Source organism: Archangium lansingense, from assembly GCF_026626635.1.
Taxonomy (GTDB): Bacteria; Myxococcota; Myxococcia; order Myxococcales; family Myxococcaceae; genus Archangium; species Archangium lansingense.
Window position 1 is genome coordinate 3,497,677 of sequence record NZ_JAPNKA010000001.1, and the last position, 20,830, is coordinate 3,518,506.

At 68.3% G+C, this 20,830-nt stretch carries 18 protein-coding genes and 2 pseudogenes; 8 read left to right on the forward strand and 12 right to left on the reverse strand.

All coding sequences use genetic code 11. The features are described 5' to 3' along the window. Positions 1-100 precede the first annotated feature (100 nt). Both OV287_RS14120 and OV287_RS14125 read right to left on the reverse strand, forming a co-directional pair. Positions 101-1,657 (reverse strand): DUF4139 domain-containing protein, encoded by a 1,557-nt coding sequence (locus OV287_RS14120; protein WP_267534542.1) that lies wholly within the window; start codon positions 1,655-1,657, stop codon positions 101-103. Beyond that, entirely contained in the window at positions 1,657-3,954 is a 2,298-nt protein-coding gene (locus OV287_RS14125) for a mucoidy inhibitor MuiA family protein (protein WP_267534543.1), read from the reverse strand. The genes OV287_RS14120 and OV287_RS14125 overlap by 1 nt, the downstream gene beginning before the upstream one ends. 222 nt (positions 3,955-4,176) lie before the next feature. Here OV287_RS14125 and OV287_RS56410 point away from each other — a divergent pair. Next, positions 4,177-4,254: pseudogene (locus tag OV287_RS56410) on the forward strand (HNH endonuclease); the annotation flags it as partial. A gap of 9 nt (positions 4,255-4,263) precedes the next feature. Next, positions 4,264-4,722, forward strand: coding sequence for a DUF4265 domain-containing protein (locus OV287_RS14130; protein WP_267534544.1), 459 nt, complete (start codon positions 4,264-4,266; stop codon positions 4,720-4,722). A gap of 13 nt (positions 4,723-4,735) precedes the next feature. On the opposite strand, the gene OV287_RS14135 is transcribed toward OV287_RS14130, so the two are convergent. After that, entirely contained in the window at positions 4,736-5,713 is a 978-nt protein-coding gene (locus tag OV287_RS14135) for an SDR family oxidoreductase (protein WP_267534545.1), read from the reverse strand. Next, positions 5,710-6,516: a lysophospholipid acyltransferase family protein gene (locus OV287_RS14140; RefSeq protein ID WP_308809566.1), complete on the reverse strand. Its 807-nt coding sequence runs from the start codon at positions 6,514-6,516 to the stop codon at positions 5,710-5,712. Before OV287_RS14140 ends, OV287_RS14135 begins: the two co-directional genes overlap by 4 nt. A 231-nt stretch (positions 6,517-6,747) precedes the next feature. Here OV287_RS14140 and OV287_RS14145 point away from each other — a divergent pair, with 231 nt between their 5' ends. Continuing rightward, a complete protein-coding gene (locus OV287_RS14145; protein ID WP_267534546.1) occupies positions 6,748-7,728 on the forward strand; it encodes an alpha/beta hydrolase in 981 nt (326 codons plus the stop codon). 145 nt (positions 7,729-7,873) lie between these two features. Here the strand turns inward: OV287_RS14145 and OV287_RS14150 are convergent, their stop codons facing one another. Next, positions 7,874-8,071, reverse strand: a complete 198-nt coding sequence (locus tag OV287_RS14150) for a hypothetical protein (protein WP_267534547.1) — start codon at positions 8,069-8,071, stop codon at positions 7,874-7,876. A 61-nt stretch (positions 8,072-8,132) separates the two neighbouring features. Between OV287_RS14150 and OV287_RS14155 the strand changes: the two genes are divergently transcribed. Continuing rightward, positions 8,133-8,675 (forward strand): VOC family protein, encoded by a 543-nt coding sequence (locus tag OV287_RS14155; RefSeq protein WP_267534548.1) that lies wholly within the window; start codon positions 8,133-8,135, stop codon positions 8,673-8,675. 41 nt (positions 8,676-8,716) lie between these two features. Next, positions 8,717-8,866 (forward strand): annotated as a pseudogene (locus OV287_RS14160) (polysaccharide deacetylase family protein); the annotation flags it as partial. Between the two features lie 35 nt (positions 8,867-8,901). On the opposite strand, the gene eutB reads toward OV287_RS14160, so the two are convergent. The 5 genes from eutB to OV287_RS14185 form a co-directional block, all read right to left on the reverse strand. Continuing rightward, entirely contained in the window at positions 8,902-11,223 is a 2,322-nt protein-coding gene (eutB, locus tag OV287_RS14165; protein WP_267534549.1) for an ethanolamine ammonia-lyase subunit EutB, read from the reverse strand. 122 nt (positions 11,224-11,345) lie between these two features. After that, entirely contained in the window at positions 11,346-11,906 is a 561-nt protein-coding gene (locus tag OV287_RS14170; RefSeq protein ID WP_267534550.1) for an NUDIX hydrolase, read from the reverse strand. Between the two features lie 4 nt (positions 11,907-11,910). Then, positions 11,911-12,735, reverse strand: coding sequence for a SirB1 family protein (locus tag OV287_RS14175; protein ID WP_267534551.1), 825 nt, complete (start codon positions 12,733-12,735; stop codon positions 11,911-11,913). 84 nt (positions 12,736-12,819) lie between these two features. Then, on the reverse strand, positions 12,820-13,098 hold the full coding sequence (locus tag OV287_RS14180; RefSeq protein ID WP_267534552.1) for a hypothetical protein: 279 nt from the start codon (positions 13,096-13,098) through the stop codon (positions 12,820-12,822). Between the two features lie 12 nt (positions 13,099-13,110). Continuing rightward, entirely contained in the window at positions 13,111-14,721 is a 1,611-nt protein-coding gene (locus OV287_RS14185; RefSeq protein ID WP_267534553.1) for a YiiX/YebB-like N1pC/P60 family cysteine hydrolase, read from the reverse strand. A gap of 180 nt (positions 14,722-14,901) precedes the next feature. Between OV287_RS14185 and OV287_RS14190 the strand changes: the two genes are divergently transcribed. Then, positions 14,902-15,219: a DUF2795 domain-containing protein gene (locus OV287_RS14190; protein ID WP_267534554.1), complete on the forward strand. Its 318-nt coding sequence runs from the start codon at positions 14,902-14,904 to the stop codon at positions 15,217-15,219. Between the two features lie 1,341 nt (positions 15,220-16,560). On the opposite strand, the gene OV287_RS14195 is transcribed toward OV287_RS14190, so the two are convergent. Beyond that, positions 16,561-18,411: a serine/threonine protein kinase gene (locus OV287_RS14195; RefSeq protein ID WP_267534555.1), complete on the reverse strand. Its 1,851-nt coding sequence runs from the start codon at positions 18,409-18,411 to the stop codon at positions 16,561-16,563. Then, entirely contained in the window at positions 18,408-19,244 is an 837-nt protein-coding gene (locus OV287_RS14200; RefSeq protein ID WP_267534556.1) for a DUF2381 family protein, read from the reverse strand. Before OV287_RS14200 ends, OV287_RS14195 begins: the two co-directional genes overlap by 4 nt. Positions 19,245-19,485: 241 nt before the next feature. Between OV287_RS14200 and OV287_RS14205 the strand changes: the two genes are divergently transcribed. Then, entirely contained in the window at positions 19,486-20,388 is a 903-nt protein-coding gene (locus OV287_RS14205; RefSeq protein WP_267534557.1) for a hypothetical protein, read from the forward strand. Then, positions 20,388-20,828, forward strand: a complete 441-nt coding sequence (locus tag OV287_RS14210; RefSeq protein WP_267534558.1) for a CoA-binding protein — start codon at positions 20,388-20,390, stop codon at positions 20,826-20,828. Before OV287_RS14205 ends, OV287_RS14210 begins: the two co-directional genes overlap by 1 nt. Positions 20,829-20,830: the final 2 nt, after the last annotated feature.

Consider the following 20,830-nt stretch of genomic DNA (forward strand, 5'->3'; position numbering starts at 1 on the left):
GCGAAGGTGTGCTCCCGGCAACCTGCGCTGGCAACGCGACCATTTCCCCTCTCCCGAGGGGAGAGGGGACATTACCCTTCGGCTACTTCCCTGAAGGGGATTAGAGCCCGGCCACCTTGGAGGAGCTGGCCACCGAATAGGTGAAGGCCAGCTCCTGCTGCGAGCGGGGTGGAGCGGCCAGCTCGAAGCGCACGATGCCGTCCTCGCTCACCTTCGAGGGGGCGGGCTTCGTCTGGTCGTGGTGCAGCTTCACCTCCACGGCCTCCACCTCGGAGACGGGCATGCGCTCCTCGAGGACGACCTTCTCGGCGCGCGTGCCGGTGTTGGAGAGGAACAGCTTCACCTGGTGCGTCCGGGTGCGCTTCCCGGTGATGCGTTGGGTGTCCTGCTTCGAGTCCACCAGCCGCGCGATGCGCAGGGTGTCCTCGCTGCCGAAGCCCAGCTTGAGCTTCTCGCCCACGCCGGTGAACTTGAGCTGCGAGCGGCCCACGTAGCCGCTCGAGCGCACCAGGTCCACCGGGCCCGCCAGCAGCACCGCCGAGCCCCGGTTGTTGAAGCGCGCCACCCGATGCACCAGCGGCGAGTGCTCCGGGTAGCCGATGAGCTCGGACGTCGCCGGGGCGCTGAACTGGAACAGCGGCACGCGGTGCGGCGCTCCATCACAGGGCACCGTCACCCGGTGGGAGGCCCGGAGCGTCAGCGCCTCGCCACCGTCGTCCAGGCCCGGCATGGACTCCGTCTGGCTAGCGCCGCCCTCGCCGGTGGTTTGGATGGCCTCCTCGCGGATGCTCACCTCCACCGTGTGCTTCTCTTGCTCGCTCTTGTCGCGCAGCCGCAGCCAGTCGTCGACCAGCCGTGGCGGCGAGGCACCCAGGGTTGGCCGGGCCGTGGAGAACAGCAGCTCCACGTCCTTCCATTCCTCCTCGGTGCGCTGCCACACCACGGCCTCGCACTCGAGCGTCACGGCCTCGCCGCCCTCGGATGGAGCGAGCGTGGCTCGGTACGCCGGCCGCCATACGGCACAGGGCACCAGGTACGTCACGCGCAGGGACACCGTCCCACCCGCCGGGTGGTTCGCCTCCAGCTCCGCCGCGGTGACGAGCTGCTGCTCCGGGAGCTCGCCCTGGATGAGCGCTGCCCGGCTCTCCACCAGCCGTTGCTGCGTCACCTCCACGTGCTTCTGCGCTAGCCGGAGCGCCTCCTCGGTAGAGGCCGCCTCCTTGCGCACCGTCTCGAGCTGCTCGCGCCAGGACTCCGGCTTCGCCCGGCCGACGCCCGAGAGCTCGGCGATGGCCCGCAGCACGTCCTCGCGGGCCACGGTTACCACCTCCAGCCGGGCTCGCAGCCGGTGCACGTCTGCCTGGGCGCGCTTCCACTCGGACTCCAGGTCCTCCACGCGGCGGCGCAGCCCGGTCCACTGCACACGCGCTCCTTCGCCGCGGGGCTTCTCCTTCCAGGTGCGGCTCACGCGGGCCTGCGCCACGGTGCCTCCCGTGAGCTGGGCCTGGAGCGAGCGGTCTACCGCGAGCGGCGAGAGCCCCTCCACGCACAGCCGCTGAGGCCCTGCGGGCAACACCACGTCCGCGCGGCGCTCCACCAGGGCGCGATCTTCGAGGACGGTCACCTTGACGACGGGGAGATGGATGCGAGTGCTCATCACGTCCTCCGGTTGCCGCCCACGAGCATCTTGCTCGAGGGAATCCGTACGGCCCATGTCGCGTTCAGCGTTTGCGCCTCACCCGGTTGCAGCGTCACCTTCCAGGCCCGCTCGCCCTCTACGGGCGTCTCGCCGGGTAGGAGGGGGCGCTTGCTCCAGGCAGGCTTCACCTCGGTCTCGTCCACCTTGATGTCCTTCTCCACCGAAGACGGCACCGCGGGCACGCGCTCCAGCACCTCTACGGTGACTCGCTGAGGCGTCCGGTTGGCCAGCTCGACGCAGACGTGGTGGGTGAGCACGTTGGAGCCGCCGAACACGCCGCCGGAGGCCTCGTCGAAGCGCGTGTTGCGCGACACCTTGATGGACTCCTCGACGCCCAGTCCCAGCCGCTGCGTGGCGCCGGGCGCGAGCGTGGGCAGGGGAGAAGTCATCAGGAACTCGTCGCCGAGGGTGATGTCCACCGGTCCGGAGAGCAGCGCGTGCGGCGTGCGGTTCTCCACCTTCACGGTGCGGAAGGCTCGCGACTCCATCGAGGGCACGCAGACGTACTCGGCGCTCAGCCCCACGGGCGCGGAGAACACGGGCACGGTGTGCCACACGCCATCCGAGGGCACGTCGACACGCGTCTCCACGTCGAAGCGGTAGTCGAAGTGCGGCGTGGACTGGCGCGGCGGCACGGACCAGGTAGGGAGCGTCACGTTCTGCACGGAGGCTGCCGTGCGCTCGTACTGAGCCACGAGCGCGAAGACATCCACGCGCACGTGCACTCCCATCAGCATGAGCAGCTCTCGTGACTTGTCCTCGGACTGGGGCTGTAGCCGTCCGCGCTGCCCGGGATGCTCCGTGGCACCCAGTTCCAGGTTGCCGTAGTCGAGCAGATCCACGGCCGGCTCCAGTCCGGTGGGCCGGGAGCGGGTGTCCGCGAGGCCGCCACCGCCGCCGCCGAGGGCGTCCATGTCCCCGCCGTACCCATCCAGCGCGTCGAGATCCTCGGAGGGCTCTTCCTCCTTCATCATCTCCATGGGCGGTTCCTCGGCGACCGCACGGCGCTTCATGAGGTTCGCGCTCTTCATCTTGGGAGCAGCGGGTGCCGCGCCGGGGGCGGGCGGCGGGGGCGGGGGGCCTCCCGCGCGGAAGGCGCCGGTGGGCCGGCTCACGGACATGGGGGCGGCTGCGGCGGGCGCGGGCACCGAGGGCAGGGATTGAGACGCGCGCATCGGCGAGGGCGGCGCCATGGGCTGGACAGTCGGAGCCGAGGGCTCATCCCTCGATATCGCGCCTTGCGGTATGGCCTCCTCGGCTGAGGCGATGGCGAACTCGCGCGCCCTGGAGCGCTCCAGCTTGGGCTCGGGGCGTGGGGGGCTCTGGGGTCGGGCCGTGTCGTAGCCGGCGAACAGCTCCTCGAGTCCCGGAGGCGGTTCGCGCCAGCCCGAGCGGGCCGGAGGCGGCTGGCGTCGGCCGATGCGCAGGGCCTTTAGCTCTGGCACGTCGGCGCGCCGCTCCAGCTGCGCGGTGGACAGGGCCAGCCGTACGTTGCTCCAGTCCTCGCCGGTGAGCTGGATGATGGAGGCGCGCATGCGCAGCGTGCCTCCGTCGAGTGTCCGGGGCATCCGCAGGTCATACCCTGGCACCCAGCGGGCTCCGTGCACCGCGTACTCGAGCGCGAGCTGCGCGGCCTCCTCTGCTGGGCCCACCTCGGAGAGGGTGATGACGGCCGCCCGGTAGAGCTGGGCACGCTGGCCGCGCACCGCGGAAGAGCCTTCCTCCAGCCGCCGCCGGCGCAGCTCCACCTCCTCTGCCGCGTCACGCTGCTGGCGCTCCAGCTCGAGCTGCCGGGCGTTCAGGGCAGCGAGCTCTGTGTCGACGAAGCCCGCCAGCGAGAGGATGGCGGTGAGGGAGGACTCGCGCGGCTCGTGCGGCTCGTCCTTCTTGCGCGGTGGGAAGGAGGGCTTGAGCTTCTGGAGGGTTGCGACTTCCTGCCTCACGCGCACCAGCTCCGAGGAGATGACGGTGAGCTTCTCCTGGGCCTCCTCCAGGGCGCGCTGTGCGGCGGGGACGTCCGTCTCCGGAGGCAGCCGCACGTCGTAGGCGGGGCGGATGTCCCGCACCTGGAGCCCGTGGGGGCCCTTCAGCACGGCGGCCCGGAGCGAGCCGGTGCGCAGCCCGAGCGGCAGTCCCTCGATGCGCACCTGCCTGGGAAGCCGGCCGTTATCGGACGGCACCGAGGCCAGGCGCGTGCAGAGCGCGCCCTCGGCGTGCACGGTGACCGCATCCAGCGTGGACGGTACGACGACCATCGAATCCCCCTCGGTCGAGATTGCACCGCAGAGGCTAGCCGGGATGAGGGGCGGAGCGCGAGCCCTGGGGAGGTTGGGACGGAAGAGGGGGCGGCGTGGCGCGTGTGCCTGATACGCTCCACGCATGCTCCAGTGCATTCTGCTCGGGATCTTCACTCTATTGGGCTCCATTGAGATGCATGGAGCCGTACCAGTTCCAGCTCACATCATTCCGAAAGCCAAGGGGGGAAGGGCGATCCCTCGAACGGACAGGTGCTGTGCCGTGACTGCAACATCAAGAAGAGCGATAAGACGCAATGAGGGTGTTGAATGTCCGGTGAAGAATCCGAACAGCTCGTCAAGGTCTTCTTCGAGCTACAGCAGGATGAGGATGGCTACCCGCCTGTCACGTGCGAGAGCATGTGGGCCAAGCCAGTCGGTGATGGGCTCTACCGCCTTGGCAACATCCCCTTCTTTGCGCGTGGGGTCGCCTACGAAGATGTCGTCTCGGCGGTTCGGCGCGACGACGGCACGCTCGGTTTCGTCGAGGTCGTTCGTCCATCCGGGCACAGCACGTTGCGTGTCATCATCTACGAGGCCTCTGAGGCTCCTGCTCTGCGCCATGAGCTGGAGGTGCTCGGTTGTGATACCGAGCAGAGCCACATCCCCAACCTGTTTGCTGTCGATGTCCCTCCGGCCGTCTCCCTGGAGGCGGTGAGGCGACTGCTCGAAGCTGGGATTGCCTCCGAGCGCTGGGAGTATGAGGAGGCTTGTCTGCCGGGGGTCTGACCGTGCGGCCCCGCTACTTCAATACCCCGAGCGCCTCGAGCCGATCGAAGAGCTCCTCCCGGCGCGGGCGAGGGGGAGGGTGGGCCGCCAGGAAGGCCTCGATGGTCTGGACCTCGTCGAAGCGGTAGGTGAAGCCGGTGGCCTCCCGGAAGGCGCGCGCGTCCACCACGATGGGGTATTGCAGGTGGTAGAGCGCTCCGGGTGGCAGCCGCGGCAGCCCGAAGCGGCCGATGAGCTGGCGCAGCACCATCATCGGCAAGGGCACGGGTTGGCGCTGCGCCTGGCGGATGATGACGGACAGCGGCAGCGGTTGCGGACCCGCCAGGTTGAAGACACCGCGCGCTCGCTTCTCCACCGTGAGCGCGATGGCCGATGCCACGTCGTCCTCGTGCAGGAACTGGAAGAGCGGATCATACCCCGCCACCATCGGCACCCGCCGGCCTCGCAGGAAGGTGGCCAGCGTGCCCTGTGCCGAGGGCCCCAGCGTGTAGCACACGCGCAGCACCGAGGTGGTCAGCTCCGGGTAGCGCCACAGTGCCGTGGAGGCGTAGAGGTCCGCGGCCACCAGGTCCGCCAGCTCCGGGAAGGAGGCCAGCTCCTTCGGCGGCTCGTCCTCGGTGTGGTACAGCGCCGAGTCCGGTGCCGCTCCGTAGAAGGTGTGCCGGCCCACGAAGACGGCGTGCTTCACCCCGTAGGCCCGGCAGTGCTCGAACACCACGCGGGTGCCGCCCAGGTTGATGCGGTGGCGCTCCTCGCCCTGCACACGCAGCGACGTCACCGTGGCCATGTGCACCACCGCCTCGGGCCGCCGCGTGCGGAACACGTCCTCGGCCGCCCGCTTGCGCAGGTCCACCTCGTGCACCTCGATGTCCGAGGGGGCGTCCTCCCACGGCCGCGTGTCGATGCCCATCACCGTGTGTCCCGCGTCTCGCAGCTGCAGCGCCAGGCTCCGGGCCACCGAGCTGCCGATTCCCAGGATGAGGACCCTCATGACTCAACGCCCTTCCAGCGCTCTTTACGGCGCCGCTCGATGATGCCCGCGATGCGTTCCTTCACCTGCTCCACATACCCTTGGATGACCGTGTCCTCTTCATTGCCCGTGCCCTCGAACACCATGGGCTCGCCATAGTGGATCTCCAGCGGCACAGGCAGGGGGAGCGGTAGCACGTAGGGTGTGACGGGCACATAGGGCACTCCGAGTGCCTTCCCCAGCCCGTAGAGGTTGGCCACCGTGGGGATGGCCGCCCCTCCTCCCAGGAAGCCGAAGGGGATGATGGGCGTGCGCGTCTTGAGCGCCAGGCGCATGAAGCCCGTGCCGAACTCCACCATGTCGTAGCGCTGCGGGTAGAGCTTCGCGGTGCCCCGCGCTCCCTCGGGGAAGATCATCAGCAGCCGGTCCTCCTCCAGCAGGCGGATGGCGTGCTCGGGCAGGCCGGGGAACTGGCCGCAGCGGCTGGCCCATGTCGAGGCCACCGGCGTGGCGTTGATGAACTTCTCCGCCATGCCTTGCGCCAACCGCGGTGGCTCCATCTCCAGGAAGCACGAGGTGATGATCATCGCCGCGTCCACCGCCACCCCTCCCGAGTGGTTGCCCACCACCATGGCTCTCCCGCGTGCTGGCACGTGCTCGATGCCGTGGCAGCGCACCCGGAAGTAGCTCCGGTAGAAGAAGCTCATCGCCTCGAAGCAGACGCGCAGATGCCACCTGGACACGCCGTATGGGTCCACCCCGTACGCGTTGAACGGCAGCTCCATCCGCGCCAGCCGCTCCTTCACCGAGTCGTCTTGCCTCACGCCTTCTCCCCCTCCAGGGACACGGCCCACCATGGTGTCAGATTCCGCATGACCTAGGGGGCGCGTGTCGCTCTCCCTCTCTCCTCCCTCCCAGTCTCACTTCCCCGCACATTGTGTTTTCCTCGGAAAGATATTTTCATTGGAAGTACCGGAAGGTCCGGAATATCAGGCTCTCCCAAGATTTTGCGTAAGTAGAGTTTTCCAGAAGAGCCGCAAGAGGGAGGGTGGAAGATGAAGAAGATGATCCGTCTGATGGGAGCCTGGATGGCGCTGGTGCTGGCGCTGGCTCTCCCGGCAACGGCCGAGGCGACGGGGCCTCGGGATGTGAAGGTGGAGCGGCGGGAGTTCCCGGTGCGGCTCGCCAATGGCCAGCGGTACACGGTGGTCGGCTACCTCTACTACCAGGGCAGCCTGAAGAACCGGCCGGTGCAGATTCTCTCCCACGGCATCACCTACAACCACGGCTACTGGGACCTACCGGAGATCGACGGCCGGGACTACTCGTATGCGCGGTACATGGCCCGCCGGAACTACGCGGTGCTCGCGTTGGATCTGCCGGGGGCGGGTGAGAGCGAGCGGCTGGACGGGGATGCCCTCAACCTGGCGGAGTCGGCGAGCGCTCTGCACCAGGTGGCGCGGCACCTCCGGGCCACGGCGCAGAAGAACACTTTCGAGCAGCTCATCTACGTGGGGCACTCCAACGGAGCGCTCATCTCCACCTTCGCGCAGGCGCTGTACGGCGATGCGCAGGCGGTGGTGAACACGGGCTGGCTGAACGCCCCGCACACGGTGCCGGTGGATAGCAGCGTGCTGCTGGAGTTCCTCAATCAGGGTCCCTACATCACCGTTCCCGGGGAGATGCGCGGTGCTCTCTTCTACGACCCGGCGCACTCGAACCCGGAGCTGGTTGCCTACGACAACGAGACGGCGGACACCGTGACGCGCGGCCAGTACGGGGACCTGCTGACGATGATGGCCTACCCGCAGCTCATCCCGGCCGGAGACATCCGGGTGCCGGTGATGGTGCAGCTGGGAGACAATGACTTGCTGGCGCCGGCCTCCTACGCGGCGGCCGAGGCGCGGATGTACCCGCGCTCCTGCTTGGTGTGGGTGGACACGCTCAACAACACCGGGCACGTCTTCAACGGCCACTACGGCAAGGAGCGGGGCTGGGCGGCGATCGACCTGTGGCTGAGCCTCGTGGTGCGCTGAGGGGCAGAGGTGTGCATCACCTCTTCTGGCGCCAGGACGTGTACGGGCTCATGACGCCAATTCGGCGCGCGAGCTCGGCGCCATGGCGAGGTGCCAGAGGTTCGAGCCTCGAGTTCTCGCATTTTGAGGTGAGGGCACGTCCTCGCTAGGGTTCCTCGTGCAGGAGGCGCGCGGCGATGCGGATTGCTTCGATTCTCGTGAAGGGGTTGCCGGCACTCGGCGTACGAACGCCGAGAGGGATGATCGACATGATGTGTGCGAGGTCTCGATCGAGCGGCTCGGTGTGCTGAGCAATCTCGTCATCGATGCGCCCCATGAGCACGGCGATTCTCAGCGCACGCACGAGCGCCCCGTGGCGAAGTGAGCGCTCGAATCGGTTCGAGAAGTCACGAGAGGGAGAGCGAATGAACACACAAGCGAAACCGCCGAGCAGGCTTCACCATACGGCCTACGTGTCCAGGGATCTCGAAGCGACGCGGAGGTTCTACGAGGATTTGATTGGCCTGCCGCTCGTCGCGACCTGGTGTGAGTCGGACGAGCTTTTTGGCGCCGTTCGCACCTATTGCCACACATTCTTCGAGCTTGGCGACGGGAGTGCGCTCGCGTTCTTCCAATTCGAAAAGCCGGAGGATCAAAAGCTCTTTGGACCGGAGCTGACTCCTTCTCCGTTCCGTCACATCGCGCTGAACGTCGATCGGGAGACCCAGAACGGCATCGAGCAACGTCTGCGGGCCGCCGGCTACTCCGAGCCCGGCATGTACGTACTCGAGCACGGCTACTGCCGGTCGCTCTACGTCGAGGATCCGAACGGGATGCTCGTCGAGTTCACGTACGACAGCCCGGAGGCGATGACGCCAGAGATAACGCGGACCCGCCGTGCCAACGCGCGCCGCGAGTTGGCGCGCTGGCTCGCGGGTGATGTGACCTCGAACAATGTGTTCCGGTGAGACTCCTCACGCTCTCGTTCGACAACGGACCAGATCCTGATGTGACGCCTCGTGTGCTCGACATCCTGGCGTCGCACGGGCTCGCCGCGCATTTCTTCGTGCTGGGGAAGAATCTCGGAACGGATGAGGGGCGGCGGCTCGTCGAGCGTGCACGTGACGAGGGACACCTCGTTGGAAACCACTCCTTGGCCTCGTCCAACTGCTCGGGCCTCCGCCGGAACAGCCATCAAGAGGCGGAGGTGAGCTCGCCGAGCAGACGCGCGACCTCCGCCGCGGCGACCTCGGGCCGCAGGCTGGTGTCGGAGATGCCAGCCACCACCCGGGTGATGTTGTGGTCCACCGCACCCGGCCGGGCCCAGACGCGGGCCGGAGGCGCGGTGACGTAGGCGGAGAAGCTGTGGTGCCCGGAACCAGGGCGCTCGCCGATGACGTGGATGAGGGCGCGAGGCCCGTTCTCCGCCGTGTCTCCGAAGAGCAGCTCTCCCGCGCGGTAGCCGGCCCGCACGCGCCCCAGGGACAACACGAGGTGCTCGGGGGCCACCCGATGGCCGGAGGCCTCGAGCCGGGTGCGCAGGGCGGTGAGGAAGGGCAGCAGGTGGCCTTCGTCCATGAGCGAGCGCGCGTCCAGCCCGTCCGAGATGACGAGCTGCACGTCGTAGCGGCAGGCGTGTCGCGAGCGCAGCGTCTCCAGCATGCGCTCGGAGGCGGGCTCGAGCTGCTCGCCCGAGGGCGGGTGGAGGATGTAGTGGCGGCGGGCGGTGGTGCGGGTGCGCAGGGGCACGGCGTTGGGGAGCGCCGCGACGAAGTCCGGGGAGAGGTCGGACCAGAGGCCAGCCTTGGCGTCGTCGTAGAGCTGGCGCAGCTCGCGGTCGAGCGAGGGCGCCAGGTCCCACGGGTGCTCGCCATGGCCCACGGCGAGGGGAACACCGCGGGCGCGCACCTCGGCCATCTGCCGTGCGGCCTCGGCGAGCACGTCGGTGTCCGGGCGCGTGTCGCCCTTGTGGCGGCGGTACTGCAGGTACACCCAGGCAGGGTCCCCGAAGTGCTCGGTAGGGCGGCCCTTCGCGTCGATGACGCCCAGTCGCTGGAAGAAGGCCCACATCCGGTCATCCACCTTGTAGCCGAAGCGCTCGCGCAGGCGGACGTGGTCCTGGAAGCCCGTGGTCAGGTAGCTGAGCATGGGATCATTCCGGGTGGGCAGCGCCATGAGATAGCCGGGGTTGGCCGGTATGAGCTGCTCCAGGCACCAGCCCAGGTCATCCAGCGAGACGTCCATGTGCAGGGTGGAGCAGACGTCCAGGCCAATCGTCAGGCCGTGCAGCTTGCCCATGACGATGTCCTCGAGGCAGCAGCGCACGAGCTGCTCGCGGGTGCGGAACACCTCGGGGCCGATGAAGCCGGCCACGTCGTTGACGATGACGTGCGGGGCAGTCTCCCGGCCGGCGCGGGCCTGCGCGGCGGCGATGCGCTGGGTGAGGGCGCGCGAGAAGCCGTACTTGCGCGACTCGTGCACCACCATGTCCACGCCGGCAGCATGACCGTTGGTGGCGTCGGCGCCCTGGCCCGTCTCGAAGTACATGCCCCAGCGCCCGGTGCGCGCGGCGGCGTGAGCCTCCATCTTCTCCAGGGTGACGTCGAAGGTGCGATTGGCTGCCTCGGTGCTGCCCAGGCTCTGGAACCAGATGCCCGTGGTGCCCGGCTGCATGGCCTCCACCACCGCCTGCACGTCCACGTGGGCCAGCACGCAGTGGGGCATCACGTCCCGCAGCCCGAACGTCACCAGAATCTCGTGCAGGGCGGACTCCACGGCGGCCACGGACTCGGGCGCCGAGGACACCGGGTTGGTGCCGAGCACCACGTCGCCCAGGGCGAAGCTCCAGCCGTTGAAGACCTGCCAGCGGATGTCGTCCGGGTGGTCCGTGGGCGAGTTGGGCTGGATGCGCGCGCCCAGGTAGCCCTTCGCGCCCACCTTGCTGCCGGGGAGCGGGTTGAAGACCTTGCTCCCCACCGCGGCGAGCTCCTCATTGCTCATCAGCTTCACCACGCAGCCGATGACGTCACTGCTCAGCCCGCCTTTGAGCTCGTGGATGTCCGCCTCGCTCGCGGACAGCAGGAAGGCCTTGAGCTCGCCCAGCGTCCAGCTCGCGGTGTGCGCCTGCGCCTTCGGGTCGAGCGCTCCCTGCATGTACGTGTAGAGCCGCTCCTCGATGAGCGGGTACGCGTCCAGGTCGCCAATGCGCGTGCGCGCGAGCAGCTCCCGGGCATTGCGGCGGGACGCCTCGTCGGCCGCGGCGACACCGATGGTCGCGTCGCCCTCCTTGAACTCATTCGCCGCCCCCACGAGCTGCTGGTACAGCCGAGGCTCGAAGGTGCCCTGAACGCGTCGCACGTAGGTGAACACGTCCTCACCGGGGAGGAGGTTGGAGATGGAGACGCGGGCCGGGGCGCTCTCGTGGGAACGGGCGGCCTCGGGGCTGGTGCCGGGGGTTGGGGCGGCGGGGAGCTGCTCGGGCTGCTCCTCGCGTGCATGCGTCAGGCTTTCCGCCATATCGAGCTCACCTCGGGGGCAGAGGCTAGTGCTGCCCCGACTGCGTGTCACGGGGGGGGCCCCGGAAGAGGGAGGGCTCCTGCGTGATGCAGGCGTCCAACGCAGGTGAGTACCCGACAATTTCAGCGGGTGCCGCCAGCCCCGGTGTGCAGGTGCTCCAGGAAGAAGGCCGCTACCACCAGCGAGTGGGTGATGGCCCCACTCCGGAGGAGCTGGGGCACCGTCGAGCGCGGGTGCAGCTCCACGGTGATGTCCTCCCCCGCCTCCTGCTTGCCCTCGTGCATCTTCACGCAGTCGAGCGCCAGGTAGCTGTGGCAGAGGTTGCCCTGGATGGCGGGATTGGGGTGCACCTGGCCAAGCCTCACCACCCGGCCCGGCACGTACCCTGTCTCCTCCTCCAGCTCGCGCGCGGCGGCCGTCGCCGGATCCTCTCCGGGGTCCACCATGCCGCCGGGAACCTCCAGCGTCGCCGCCTCGGTACCGAAGCGGTACTGGCGTACGAGCACCAGCTGGTCATCCTTCGTCACCGCGATGACGTTCACCCAATCCGGACCCTCGAGGACGACGCGCGGGCACTCGTGGCCCGTGCGCGGGTCCGCCACCACGTCCTGGCGGACCTTGAAGATTCGGTAGTCATGCTCCAGACCCCGGCGAAGGCGGGGCCACGGTTTGATGGGGCTCATCGGCTCAGTTCAACAGCTCGGCGCGCTGGCGCAACTCCCGAGCCGTCAACTCCAGCCTGTCCCGGTCCGGTGCCTCCGGCGACAGCTCCAGGCAGCGCTCCACGTCCTTGAGCGCCGCCCGGTAGGCCCCCAGGTTGGCCAGCAGCGCCGCCCGCGTGCGCAGCTCGCCCGGATGGTTGGGGGCCAGCATCAGCAGCAGGTCCACCACCGCCAGCCCTCGCTCGCTGTCGTCTCGCTCCAGGTACACCCGGCGCAGGTTGGACAGCATCCGGTAGGTGATGAGCTCCACCGGCGCCGGCGACAGCATGGCGGGGGTGAAGCGCAGCTGCGGCGCTACCCGCTCCAGCAGCTCCTTGCACCCCTCCTCGGTGAGGATCTCCCCACCGTGGTACGGGTCCACCACCAGCTTGTGGTCCCCCGCGCTGCAGGCCACCAGGAAGTGCCCGGGGAAGGGCACGCCATAGAGGGGAATGCCCGCGCGCCGTGCCACCTCCAGGTACACCACCGAGAGGGTGATGGGCAGGCCCACCTTCCGCTCCAGCACCTGGTCCAGGAAGCTGTTCTCCGGCGCCTGGTAGTCCTCGTCGTTGCCCCGGAAGCCCTCGATGTCCGCCAGCACGTGCCGCAGCGCGGTGAGGCCGGCCATCACCTCGCCATGGCCGGTGTGCCGCTCCATCTCCAGCTGCACCCGGGCCGCCAGCGCGTCCAGCGTGTGCAGGTACGCCGAGGCATCCAGCCCCGGCCGGTTGAGCGTGGCGATGGCCAGTGCCGCCAGGTCCAGCCGTGGCGGATCCGCCGCGAGCGCGGAGACGAGGCGTTCGCGGGCCACTACTGGCGGGCTCAAGGTCGAGGTGATGCTCACGGCGGCAAGGACTAACCCAGGCAAGAGGGAACGGCAAAGGCAGGCAGGCAGTCAGCTCCGGGGGGGTTCGGGGGGCAACAGCCGCCCCTTGATTTCCGCGCGCATCGCCACATGGGCGGAAATCAGCCCCGAGAGCAGTCCGTCCTCGAACTCGAAAGTCGGGTGTTCCTTGAGTTTCGGGAAGTCGTGGGGGTTGCGCAGCTCCTCGGGGGTGATGTTGGGGACCACCTCGCGGGCCAGGCGGAGCACCTTGGCCTGCTGCTGAGAAATCATCCGCTCGAAGAGCTTGCCGGCAATCTCCAGCATCTCGAGTCCGCTCTCTTCCGTCATGGTCTCCTCTTTCTACTGCTGGGCGATGTCCCACTTCACCCGGCGCCAGGTGCGCCGGAAGGAATCTACATCCCCCTCGACGGCATCCCGCTCCTGCTCACGGCCATCCAGGAATGCAACGAAATCGAGCTGCCGCTCTGGCCGGGCGTACTCGGCGTCGAAGAGGCGAACAATTTCGTTGGCGGGCAAGGTGCGCCGGCCGGCCACGTCCACCAGGCCGATGCGAACCCCCTGCATGTCCTGGGAGGGGGCATAGGACTTGTAGACGAGCTCGGTGCACACGAGGGTGGAGTCGGAGAAGAAGTCGAAGTTGAAGTCGTAGGGCCGGCCCTGCAAGTGGAAGGCGCGGGTGATGGCGCGCGCCTTCTCCACCGGGGGGAGGCGCGGGCGCATGACGCCGAGGTAGTCCACGTGCATGCCGTGCTCGGGGCCGGTGAAGGACACGCCCTCGCTGATGGACTCGATGATGCGGACGGCGTCTCCATGGCTGTCCGGGGAGGTGTAGGCGGCCCACTTGGCGGGGTACTCGCGCGCCAGGTGCTCCGCGAGCGTCTGGGGGGCGCCCGGCAGCGTCTTCAGCCAGTCGCGCACGCCCGGGTCTCCATCGAGGAAGGTGGCCCAGTCCTGGGGAGTGCCCACGTAGAGCTCGGCATGGGGCCAGAAGCCGGGCAGGCCGATATTGGAGAGGTACCAGTTCTGCCGGGCCACGAGGATATCGCCCGGCTGCATGCGGGCCAGCAGGGCGAGCGTCTGCTCGCGGCGGATGAGGGGCTGGCCGATGCGCTTCACCCGGGTGTCGCCCATCCACTCGGCCACCGAGCGCTGCACGGGGAAGATGGCGCTGGCGGTGGAGTCCTTGAGCACGTCCGCGCCAGCCTTGGCGAAGAGGGTGAAGCCGCGCTTGAGCAGCTTGCCGCGGGCCACCTTGGAGTTCTGCCGCATCTCCTGGATGAGCCACACGGCGCGGCGCACGTTGAGGATGCCCGTCTTCTTGAGCAGGGGCCGGAGCTGCTCGGCGTAGGTGTCTCCCGTCATGAGCTGGGTGGAGGTGGAGACGTGGATGGCCTTCTCCTTGAAACGGGCGAAGGTTCCCGCGGGCAGGCCGTACTCCTCGGAGGGTTCATCCAGGAGCACCTCGAGCTGCTTCTGGCCGCCGGTGAGCTCCGCGTACGTCAGCCCGTGGGCCAGCTCCGTGGTGAGCGCACCGTGGGTGAGCAGGAAGCCCCAGGTGTGCTTCGTCTGCCGGGTGAGGGCGGACACCTTGACGAAGTCCCAGTAGCGCTGGCGGATGAGCTCGAGCGAGGCGAAGTAGTCCGAGAAGGCCGCCCAGGTAGTGAGCAGGGTGCGCTTCTCGTCCGGCGTGTAGGGGATGTCCTGCTTGCGGTTGTAGAGGCCGCGCGTCTTGGAGATCTGCTCCTGCAGGGCACGCAGGCCCTTGGCGTAGCGCTCGACGGCCTCCAGGTCGCGCAGGGCCTGGTCCACGAAGGCGCCGTCCTCTAGCGAGTAGACGCTCGTGGCGTCGGAGGCAGAGGGAGTGGGCTCGGCGGCCTGGGGAGTGGACGAGGGAGCGGGGGGAGGGGAGGCGAGTGCGAGCCAGGTGACGAGCAGCGGGGTGGGGAGCATCGAGATTCCCGAAGGGGGGCTGAGGAGCGGCACTCTACCCTGGCCCCGGCCGGAAGGCTGCCCGGGGGGCACGGCCTGAAGGGCCATGGCGAGGTAGCCCGCAGGACATTCCGTCCACAGCTTGAATACGAGGCCCGGGTGCGGAGAGGGAAGCCTGGGCGGAAAGGTACAGGACTCGAGATGGCATTCGGATTTGCGGAGAACCCGGCGCTCTCCATCACGCCCCACCTGGACTCCGTGGACTACCCGGCGACGCGAGAGCAGATCGTCACGGCTGCGGCGGACAACGGGGCGTACGTAGACATCATCAACCTTCTCAAGTCGCTGCCACGGGAAGAGTACCAGACGCGCGAAGAGGCAATGCGAGACCTGGCGGAGGCGGCGCGGCGGTTCGCGAGCGGCGGCCTGCGCGATGACGACGGGGTGGATCGGGACCGGCGCAACATCGGCAGGGATCTGGTGGAGAACGCCCCGGATGGGAACCAGCGGCATCCGTAGTGAGGCGTGAAGGGTTGGGCAGTCGAGGCGCTCGCGGGCGCCGGCCACGCAGGGCCGGTCCTCGCGGGCGCTGTGGTTTTCCGGGGCGGGGTGGCTTCGCTCGCGGTTCGCTGTGTAGGCTCTGAGTTCGTTCGGATTCAGGGGGCCAGGGCGATGAACCACGTGCGCGTGGCGGCAGGGTTGCTGGTGCTGACGCTCGAAACAGGGTGTCCCGTGGCGGTGAGGCGGGCGTGCTGCGTCAGGCCATGCTCAAGGATCTCGCCAATTCACTGTCTCATGATGGTTGCCAACCCGCCGACATCCAGGAGGAGTGTGGGGACCGGTACTACGATGCCTGCTTGGCGGCATGCATAGAGGAGATGAACAGGAGGGACCGGAAATGAAGTGGCGCAGTCGACTTGCTGTGCTGCTGGCGTTTCTGCTCCCGGTTCCACTGATCTGGGCCTCGAACAGGCTGTTGGTAGGTGAGCTGAATGTGCCCGTTGCACGAGATGATGCGAGCAGGCTCGTCCCCATGCTCCCGCCAGACGAGGCGAGCCGATTACCCTCATTTACGAGGTCTTGTGAGGGGAATGAAGATTGTGACGCCCCTCTCGTCTGTCTACGCCAGTTGAAGTGGAAGAGAGCCTGCGTGGCGAGCACCTGTGCAATGGATGCGGACTGTAGCGGCGGCCTCTCTTGCTATTCCGTCGCGGTGGGCGAACGCGTGGTGCGCATGTGTGGTGCGCCAGGTGAGGTCGCGGAGGGGGAGTTCTGTACGGAGCTTCCGCTAGAACGGAACTGGGCGTGCGCACCGGACCTGGTGTGTACCCACATGAGGTGCCGCCGCCCTTGCCAGCCCCAGGAGCCCCGGAGCTGTGCCGATGGTTACGTCTGTAGTAACGCGGATGCGAAGGGTTCCGTGTGTCTGCCGACCTGTGAGGGACGGTCTTGTTCCGAGGGTGAACGATGCGTGGCTCTGGACCACGGCGTTTCAGTGTGTGCGCGGGTTCAGGGAACGGATTGCCAGCTCAATCCCTGCCCGGCGGGTCAGGTGTGCGATGTCTCGGCCCGAGAGTTACGAAATGGGGCGTGGATGAGGTGCGCGCTTGCTTGTGGCAAGCAGGGGCCATCATGCCCCGAGGGGTATTCGTGTATCGGGGAGAGATGCCGTCAACAATGCAGAGCGGATGAGCCGGGCTCCTGTGGGCCGCTGGAGAAGTGTGCGGGATTTTCTGAGCGATCCTCCGGGGTATGCATTTTCGACTTTGACAAGTAAGGCACGGCCGACTCCCGGTCACCCGTCCAGAGACACGCGGCATACGGGGCGCCGCGGTCTCGATGGGCCCGAACGGAGGGAACTCAGCGCCAGTCCGGCGGGGCCAGGTCGACGCGGGGGACGTAGTATTCCTCTGGTCCCTGCAACACCGTCTCGAAGCGCGGGTCGTTGAGCACTGCGCTGCCCGGGCTCTTGTCCACCCGCGCCGGGTCCACCTTGGCGCCATGCATGGGCAGCTTCGCGTAGGTCGGGATTCCGTACTGGTGCTTGCCATCCACGGCCACGCCACAGATGGGATACGAGGTGCCGTCCGCCAGATGGAGACGGTCGAACTGGATGTAGACGCGGTTGGGTGTCGTCACCGCCTCTCCGGTGATCCTCGTCTCCACCTCCTGGCCCTTGATCTCCACGAACATGGAGGCGGTGATGGGGCCCGGCTTGATGTTGAGGGCGCCACCATCCTCGATGGATTCATTCGACACGGGAGTGCCCGATTCCGGCTCGATGAAGGAGGCCTGCTCGTCGGGTTTGATGCCCAGCTTGACGGGGGTGGCACGGGCCTCGGGGGAGCAGCTCGCTAGGTAACCGATGGGATCGGGCCGCACGGGAGTGGTGGCACACCCGAGGAGTTGCGCGGTGGCCGCACCCAGCAGGCTGGTGAGCAGCGCGCACCTGTGCGAACTCGTCGGGGGCGGGGTGGGAGATGTCTCGGGGGCTTCGGAGGGGGAAGAGGTGGGCACGGACTGCGTTCCTTTCTCGGAATGCGCCGGAGTGGCCGGCGCGGTGGGCTCCGCGCGGAGCAACATCCACCCTATCCCGAGCACTCCCAGCCCAAGGGCCAGCGCGACGAAGCCGCGCATCCGCCTTCTCGTCCACCACTCGCGGGCGGGCGGAGGGTTCTCCTGAGGCGAGGGCTCCAGCTCCGCGGATTCCTCCCGAGGCTCTTCCAGCATGTCCACATCCGGGAACAGCTCCCTCGCCCGTGCACATTCGGAGGGACGCAGCGCCGGAGTCTGCCAGGGCGGGGTGTGCCCCTCTTCCCCGAGCAGCCGCTCCAATTCCTCGCGGACGGCCCTGGCGCTTGGAGGGCGTTGGTCGGGTTGCTTCGCCAGCAGCCGCAGGGCCAGCCCGCGCAACGACTCGGGGGTACCGGGCGCGAGCCGTCCGGGCTCCAGGGGTGGTGTGGAGGCGATGGCCGCCAGCAACTGCTCCAATGGGAGCCGGGTGCTGAAGGGACGGCAGTTGGTGAGTGTTTCGTACAGCAGCACGCCCACGGCATACAGATCCGCCGCAGGACGGGCTTCCAGCCGTGCGTCCCGGGGTGAATCCTCCGAGAGCAGGGACGCGAAGAAGAGGACGGCCTCGGGCGGCTGGCAATGGAGCGTCCCCGGAGCGAGCCCATCCGTCAGCACGCTCGCACAGGGCAGGTGCACCGTGCCGAAGTCGATGAGGAAGGGGGTGTCGTCTCCCTCACGCACCAGCAGGTTCTCCGCCTTCACGTCCCGGTGGCAGATGCCGTGCTCGTGCAGCACCTCGAGCGTCTTCAAGAACTCGCACACCACGCCCACGCTCCGCCGCAACGTGACACGCTCGCGCCAGCGCCAGACGTGGAAGGTGCTTCCGGAGACATAGGGAGTGACGAAATAGGTGTAGCCCTTCTCCAGGTCGGGCCACCTGCCCCGCTCGAGCACCGGCAGCAGATGGGGGTGCTCCAGGTGCTCGAGGGACGCCACCTCGCGGCGCATCCAGTCATCCACCTGATCCTCGTCCTCTTTCGAGATGGGCCGGGCCGCCATCTTCACCGAATAGCGGCGCCCCTCGCGCTCCACCAGGAAGACGAAGGCGAAGCCACCGACGCCCAACCGGCGCACGACGAGGAAGTCCCGGATGCGGTGCCCCGAGTGAAGTTGGTGGGGGTGCAGGGGCTGACTCATGGGCGCGTCCGCGCTTCTTCGAGAGGGAGCGGCTGGAAGGTTCCAGGTGAGTCCTCTCCGTCCAGCGCCAGTTCCAGCCGCGAGGCGCCTTCCGGGAGAACACCCGTCAGGATGTGGCGCTGACGTTTCAGCCCTGCATCGCCCGAGAGCAGGTGCGCGGGCCACTCCAGGAGGACGCCGTCCTCGAGTGTCGCCCGCAGGCGCGCCTGGACCAGCCTCCATGGGGAGGTGCCCTTCTTGCGGCTGCGCATGGCCACGGTGGCGAAGAAGCGCCGCTCCATCCAGAGCACGGACTCGGCCTCTCCTCGCGAGGCTCGTGAATCGAGGTCCACGGTCCGCTGGGGGACGGCGAGTATGGCGCGGCCATCGGGTGTGGACAGGAGACTCCGGGCCAGGGCCGCCACGGCGGCTTCATCGGCGGAGGGCTCGCCCTTCACCACGCGCACTTGGATATCCACGGCATCGCTCCGGGTGACGAGCATGAAGCGGAGGGGCTCAGCCCCGGGCCTGGCTTCCACGGTGAGGGGCACCTGCTCACCCGCGCGCAGGTCCGTGGTGGGGACGATGATCAGCGAGCCGTCATCCATCGGGACCAGTTGAAGGCGCTTCTCGTCCAAGGGAAGCGTCACAGCTCCGAGACTCAGCGGGGCTTCGAACAGGAGGAGCGAGGCCACTCCCGAGCGCACCTGTAGTTCCAGGGGTGGCACCTGCTCGGGCCGGAGTGGGGCCACGAGCAGACGCCTCCGGATCCACGGCGAGTCCAACCGGACCTGGGCGGCGGCCGGGGCGGAGAACATGAGGGACAGGACGAGGAGCCAGGAACCAGGGCGCACGCGAGCACTCTCAGGGCAGGCGCGCAGGGTAGGGGAGGTTCATTCGTGGGGGCAAGGACAAACCCACTCCTATGGTCAGTCCAATGGAGCTCACTTCGGAGATGACGTTCGCGCCTGGAATGACCTCCTGGCCGCGAGTTGAACGAACTTGTCCAACAGTTGGACAGGTTCTGGAAGAGCGCGCCCGAGACCTCGAAGCGCTCGCGAGTCCCGGTGCTTTCTGCCAGCGTGCGCGGACGTCATGCGCCTCCTTTGTTCGTGCTCCCTGCTGCTCCTCGTGGCCCTGGCCAGCGCGTGCAGCCGCAACGTCCCCTCGTTGGTGCCCGAGTCGCGCGCGCCGCCTCCTCCAAGGCTCGAGTTCCGGCCTCCGGATGACGCGGTTCTCACCGAGTCGCTGAAGAGTTCCGTGGGGCGCGGCGGCGCTCCTGGCGCGCAGGAGGCGGAGCTGACCACCGTCACGCGCTTCACCCCCGAGCAGGGTGGTTGGCTCCTCACGCAGCGGGTGACGCAGGCACGCTACACCCGGGACGGGACTCCGGTGGACACGCTGGTGGATGACGTCCTCACGCGCTTCTCTTTGCGCGTGCGGCTCTCGGGGGATGGCACCTTCGTACGGGTGGTGGAGCCCGAGACCGCGCTGGCGGCGCTCAACGCGGTGGTACCGGCGGGGCAGGATGTCTCGCTCCTGGAGGGCTTCTTCGCCCCGGATGCGCTGGAGGCGCGCACGCGTGCGGAGTGGGAGGTGAAGTACGGCGGCCTCTATGGGCGCGCCTGGGCGCCGGGCGAGCAATCCTATGCGGTGGGCACGCAGCCACTGGGCGGGCGCGAGGTGACGTACCTGCTGGAGCGCACCTTTACCGGGACGCAGCTCACCGAGCACGGCGAGGCCATGGTGTTCACGCTGCGCTGCCTGGCGGCGCCGGGAGCAGAGGCTCCCCAGGCCGTGCGCGAGGCGTTGAGCCTGGCGGGAGACCCGGAGCTGACGCCCGGAGTTCAGTGCGAGGGAGAACAGTTGCTCGGGAGGGGGCGCTTCCTGCCGGTACGGCGCGGGCTCACTCTGCGGGCGACGTGGGGTGACGAGACCTGGACGTGGACAGCGAAGTCGCAGCTGGAGTCGCTGCAGGCACCAGAAGAGGAGCGGTGATGAGCTACGAGCAGAACCTCATCGAGGACGAAGCGGGCATCCGCGCGGTGGTGCAGGCCAGCAAGCGCGTGGCGGTGCTGGGCATCAAGACGGAGCAGCAGGACGGCCAGCCGGCCTTCTACGTGCCGCAATACCTGGAGAATGCGGGCGTGGACGTGGTGCCGGTGCCCGTCTACTACCCGGACGTGACGCACATCCTCGGCAAGCCGGTGTTCCGGCGGCTGGTGGATGTCCCCGGGGAGCTCGATCTCGTGGACGTGTTCCGGCGGCCGCAGGACATCGACCAGCACGTGGACGACATCCTCGCCAAGAAGCCGAAGGCGGTGTGGTTCCAGTCAGGCATCCGCAACGACGCGGCGGCACGGCGGCTGGCCGAGGCGGGCATCAAGGTCGTTCAGGACCGCTGCCTGATGGTGGACCACCGGCGCTACGGGCGCTGAGC